The 3877-nt window shown below is 40.5% G+C and carries 3 protein-coding genes and 2 pseudogenes; 3 read left to right on the forward strand and 2 right to left on the reverse strand.

Going from position 1 to position 3877, the window contains the following annotated elements; translation table 11 throughout:
• Window positions 1-198, forward strand: a 198-nt coding sequence (locus F6K20_RS28130; protein ID WP_287265468.1) for a transposase, incomplete at its 5' end; no start/stop codon positions are given.
• Window positions 199-210: 12 nt separating this feature from the next.
• Here the strand turns inward: F6K20_RS28130 and F6K20_RS28135 are convergent.
• Window positions 211-393, reverse strand: coding sequence for a hypothetical protein (locus F6K20_RS28135; RefSeq protein WP_287296876.1), 183 nt, complete (start codon window positions 391-393; stop codon window positions 211-213).
• Window positions 394-465: 72 nt separating this feature from the next.
• A pseudogene (locus F6K20_RS28140) lies at window positions 466-1584 on the reverse strand (ISKra4 family transposase).
• A gap of 126 nt (window positions 1585-1710) precedes the next feature.
• Here F6K20_RS28140 and F6K20_RS28145 point away from each other — a divergent pair.
• Window positions 1711-2492 (forward strand): annotated as a pseudogene (locus F6K20_RS28145) (IS5 family transposase).
• Between the two features lie 705 nt (window positions 2493-3197).
• Window positions 3198-3806 (forward strand): hypothetical protein, encoded by a 609-nt coding sequence (locus tag F6K20_RS28150; protein ID WP_008185981.1) that lies wholly within the window; start codon window positions 3198-3200, stop codon window positions 3804-3806.
• Window positions 3807-3877 lie beyond the last annotated feature (71 nt).

Consider the following 3877-nt stretch of genomic DNA (forward strand, 5'->3'; position numbering starts at 1 on the left):
TATCTTCCCGAGTATAGTCCTGATTATAACTTAATTGAATTGGTTTGGCATTCAGCAAAAGAATATATTGCCAATCGAGTTTTCAAATCAATTGAAGAATTAGAATGTTTGTTAAATCATCTTTTAAATGAAGGAGGGTTAATTATAAAATGGGTACGAAAAATAAAAAACAAAGGCAATGCTGTTATCACAGTTTAAATGCGCAACAGCTTACCAGTAGGCTTTTTGGGGCTGTCGAACTTGATAACGCGCTACCCAGACACCTGACGGGGCGAGTTCTCCTTGACCCTCGAAGAAATTTTTGTAGGTTTCGAGACTAGCAATTGCCGTCTGTAAACGAGTTATTCTCTCTAGTTTATCTTGTGGTGACTTACTGGAAACTCTTCTGCCCATTGATCTAAATCTCCATCAAAATATATTCGCGATTATAACTCGCGAATTGGACTCCCAAGGATTTTTAAGTGCTTAAATAGCTAGCTGACCGTTTAAATAAGCACAACGAAGTTGTAAGATATTAGCCACATTTTCTCTTAGCCACTGGGCTCCAGTTAGTTTAACACGGTGGCTTATTTGTTTGACGGCTGATTCCACAGCTCCGCTGCCAATTGAACAAATTTGTTCCCGTTGAAACCATTGATAATTGATTAACCTTTGACGGTGCTTGTTAAGATAGTTAAGAAAGTTCGTTCCTCCCACGGGCTGAACCGACTTCAACAACTTCCGAGCCTCGGATACCTGTCCCATCCACAAGTAAGCCTCTAACTGTTCTTTGATGGATTTTTTCGTTTCTATTTTATGCAGGTTTTCGGTTAGGTGATACCAGTCCAAGATTTCAATCCTATCCTTAGTCTCTCCAATTTCAGCAAATATGTTCCAGATTCCATCATGTCCATCTCCTAAGCAGTACAAGGGCGAGGTTAATCTTTGACTATTTATCCAATCCGTTAAAGATAGGTTATCTTGAAAGAAGGCTCCGTAATAAATCCCTGTCTTGATGCAGTCGCTCATGGGGGGAACCCCCAAGACCGCGCTGCATCGCTTGTAAACGGGCTGTTTTGTATTCTTGCCAAAAACTCGGTTCTCCTAAAGCTTTTGTCCTCAGACGAATTTTTCCCCCATCAACACTTATCTCGGATAACTCAAGTTTTAGATCAGGAAGTGGTAGGTCAATTTGGTTCACTTTGCGATGATGAGTGGAGTGACCGACTTTTAGCCCAGTTAACAGATACAAGTCACTCTCTGCATTTTGATAAGATTCATTGGCACTTAAGAGGAGACAGCATTTTTCCAGCAGAGGACTATGGCGTGTATAGGCTTCTATCCCTAAAGCATCTGCTTGTTTTTTCGTAATCTTCAGTTTTCCCAAGCAGCTTTTTAGGGTTCGGGTTTTTCCTCGTCGGGTTTGGGTCTTTTTGGTGATAAAAAAAGGGCAATTTTGGGACTGACATGTTCTAGAACCTGCTCTCTAACTGCCATTTCGATATCTGCTAGGTTTTCCAAACTATCCGTGTCAGTATTGTTATAAAGGATCTCACTGGCTCGTTTTAAACAAGCTTCCAGTTCTTCCTGTTCGGCTCTGGTCATGATCAAAGGGTATGAACATCTACCTCTCTATTATGCCAGGGTACATGTAGTCCAGTTCTCTACTCATTTAATTCGCGATTATTAATCGCGAATTAAATGAGTACCTATTCCTGTCTTTTTTCCAAAATGGGATGCTCCCAAAAAATTAAACCTTTGTTACCTCCTCAAAAAGCTTGGACAGGAAAACCAGCACATGACCATCGCCAGATCATAAATGGCATACTGTGGATTTTGAGAACAGGTGCGCCCTGGAGGGATTTACCAACCTCTTATGGAGTCCATAGTACGGTGTCAAGTCGGTTTTATCGTTGGCGAAAAGCGGGCATATGGGAGGAGATTTTGGCAGGTCTTCAGCAAATTGCCGACGCTGAGGGTCGAATCGATTGGGAAGTTCACATGGGTGATACTACAGTCGTGCGAGCACATCAACACGCAGCCGGAGCAAAAGGGGGCAAGACTCACAGGCACTAGGGAGGAGTAAGGGAGGATTCAGCACAAAAATTCATATTCGGTCGGAAGGATTGGGCAAACCAATGGTTTTTGCTCTAACATCAGGAGAACGCCATGATACCATTGGTTTTGATGATTTGCTTGCCCTCGGAAAAGTTAAACGTCAGGGTCGAGGAAGGCCAAAAAGCCGTTTTCGCTACTTTTTAGGTGATCAAGGATACAGTAGTAAAACTATTAGAGAAAAACTACGTCGTCGAGGTACAACTCCTATTATTCCCAGAAAAAGTAACGAAAAGAAACGAGAACGCTTCAACCGAGGACTATATAGAGAACGTAATCGGATTGAAAGACTAATTAACCGTCTCAAACAAAATCGACGAATAGCAACTCGCTATGAGAAATATGCAGTCAATTACCTAGCTATGTTGACTATTGCTTCTATATTACTCTGGCTTTAGTTGAAATCATGTTTTTTCTGACTACTATAGATAAAAATAAATCTTTAAACTGTTGATCATAGAAAGATTTATGGTCAAGTTGAGCAAAACGTTTGCTTAGGGTCGGGCTTTGCCCAAATTCCTTTCCTTATGCTCGCGATTGCAAATCTCTCTAACCTAAATTATTGGGTTTGCAGACACGCCCTAGCTGTTCATCTGTTAATGTTTGCCAACGTTCTTGACTGATCCAGATTGACGAAAATCTTAACAAGATTATGCTTGATAAAATTCCTAGCAATACAGGTACAGTACGGCAGCAAATCAAATATATACTGATTGGTTCTGCGAGCGCAGTTCCGGTGATAATTTACACACTTTATTCCCTGGGTTACGGGTCGCTGAATGAATGGAGTACACCCCAACCTACTGGAAATTGTGGTGAGGTGATCAGTATGTTGATTCGATATCTGCTACTCGATTAAGATAGCAATTTGCCAGGGATTGAATCCTTGGCTAGAATGGGGGATAATCAGTAAAGTGTAATATTTCTGTGTCCACCACTGGTGGATGTAGATACAGCTAAGCTGTACTGGTGGAATTTTTGTTAATTTATTCGGTCAATGATTGGGGTTAACCAAGACTTGACCGATTTTTTATGAAGGATGAAGGATGAATTTATATTTCCTTGATTTAGAATGGCTATAGGAGACATGATAAATAAAGATCATGGCATATAGTGATTTTACAACCATCTACAAAGTCGAAACGACGTTTAATCTCATTGTTGATGAGGGGAATACTATATTTAATGATATTGCTCCTATCGAGCCCAGTGATCACTTGAAAACGACGCTTAAAGAAAATTTGCCGATCACGAATGCTATAAATACCGAAAAAGCTCGTTCTGAGTTAGTTATTGCTCCGGTTTTACTGGAAGTGCGCCGTCTGCTTGATTTCAAAATCGGTTTTTTTTCTGGCACTGAGTTTAATGTCGATAAAGGAAGTGGATTAAATGGATACTGTGATTATCTTCTTACTGCTTCTAAGGAAATGTATGAAATTCGGACACCAGTTGTCACTCTAGTAGAGGCAAAAAATGAAAATATTAAGGGGGGATTAGGACAGTGCATTGCGGAAATGGTAGCGGCTCAGAGATTTAATCAACAACAGGATCAGGATATTGATGCTATCTATGGAGCTGTGACTACTGGGACGAATTGGAAGTTTCTCAAGTTGGTGAATCAATTGGTGTTTATTGATTTGGATGACTATTATATTAAGGAAATTGATCTGATACTGGGCATATTGGCACATCCTTTTAAGGAGTATCTATAGGATTTTTATAAGAGATGTAAACATAGTCGCGCTTGGGAAAGGCAAGAGGCAAGAAAGTAGCCACTGCATCA

The sequence above is a fragment of the Moorena sp. SIO2C4 genome, from assembly GCF_010672485.1.
GTDB lineage: Bacteria > Cyanobacteriota > Cyanobacteriia > Cyanobacteriales > Coleofasciculaceae > Moorena > Moorena producens.

Coding starts and splice junctions, on each gene's coding strand:
- F6K20_RS28135 (WP_287296876.1), bottom strand. CDS start 393: ATGGGCAGAAGAGTTTCCAGTAAGTCACCACAAGATAAACTAGAGAGA.
- F6K20_RS28150 (WP_008185981.1), top strand. CDS start 3,198: ATGGCATATAGTGATTTTACAACCATCTACAAAGTCGAAACGACGTTT.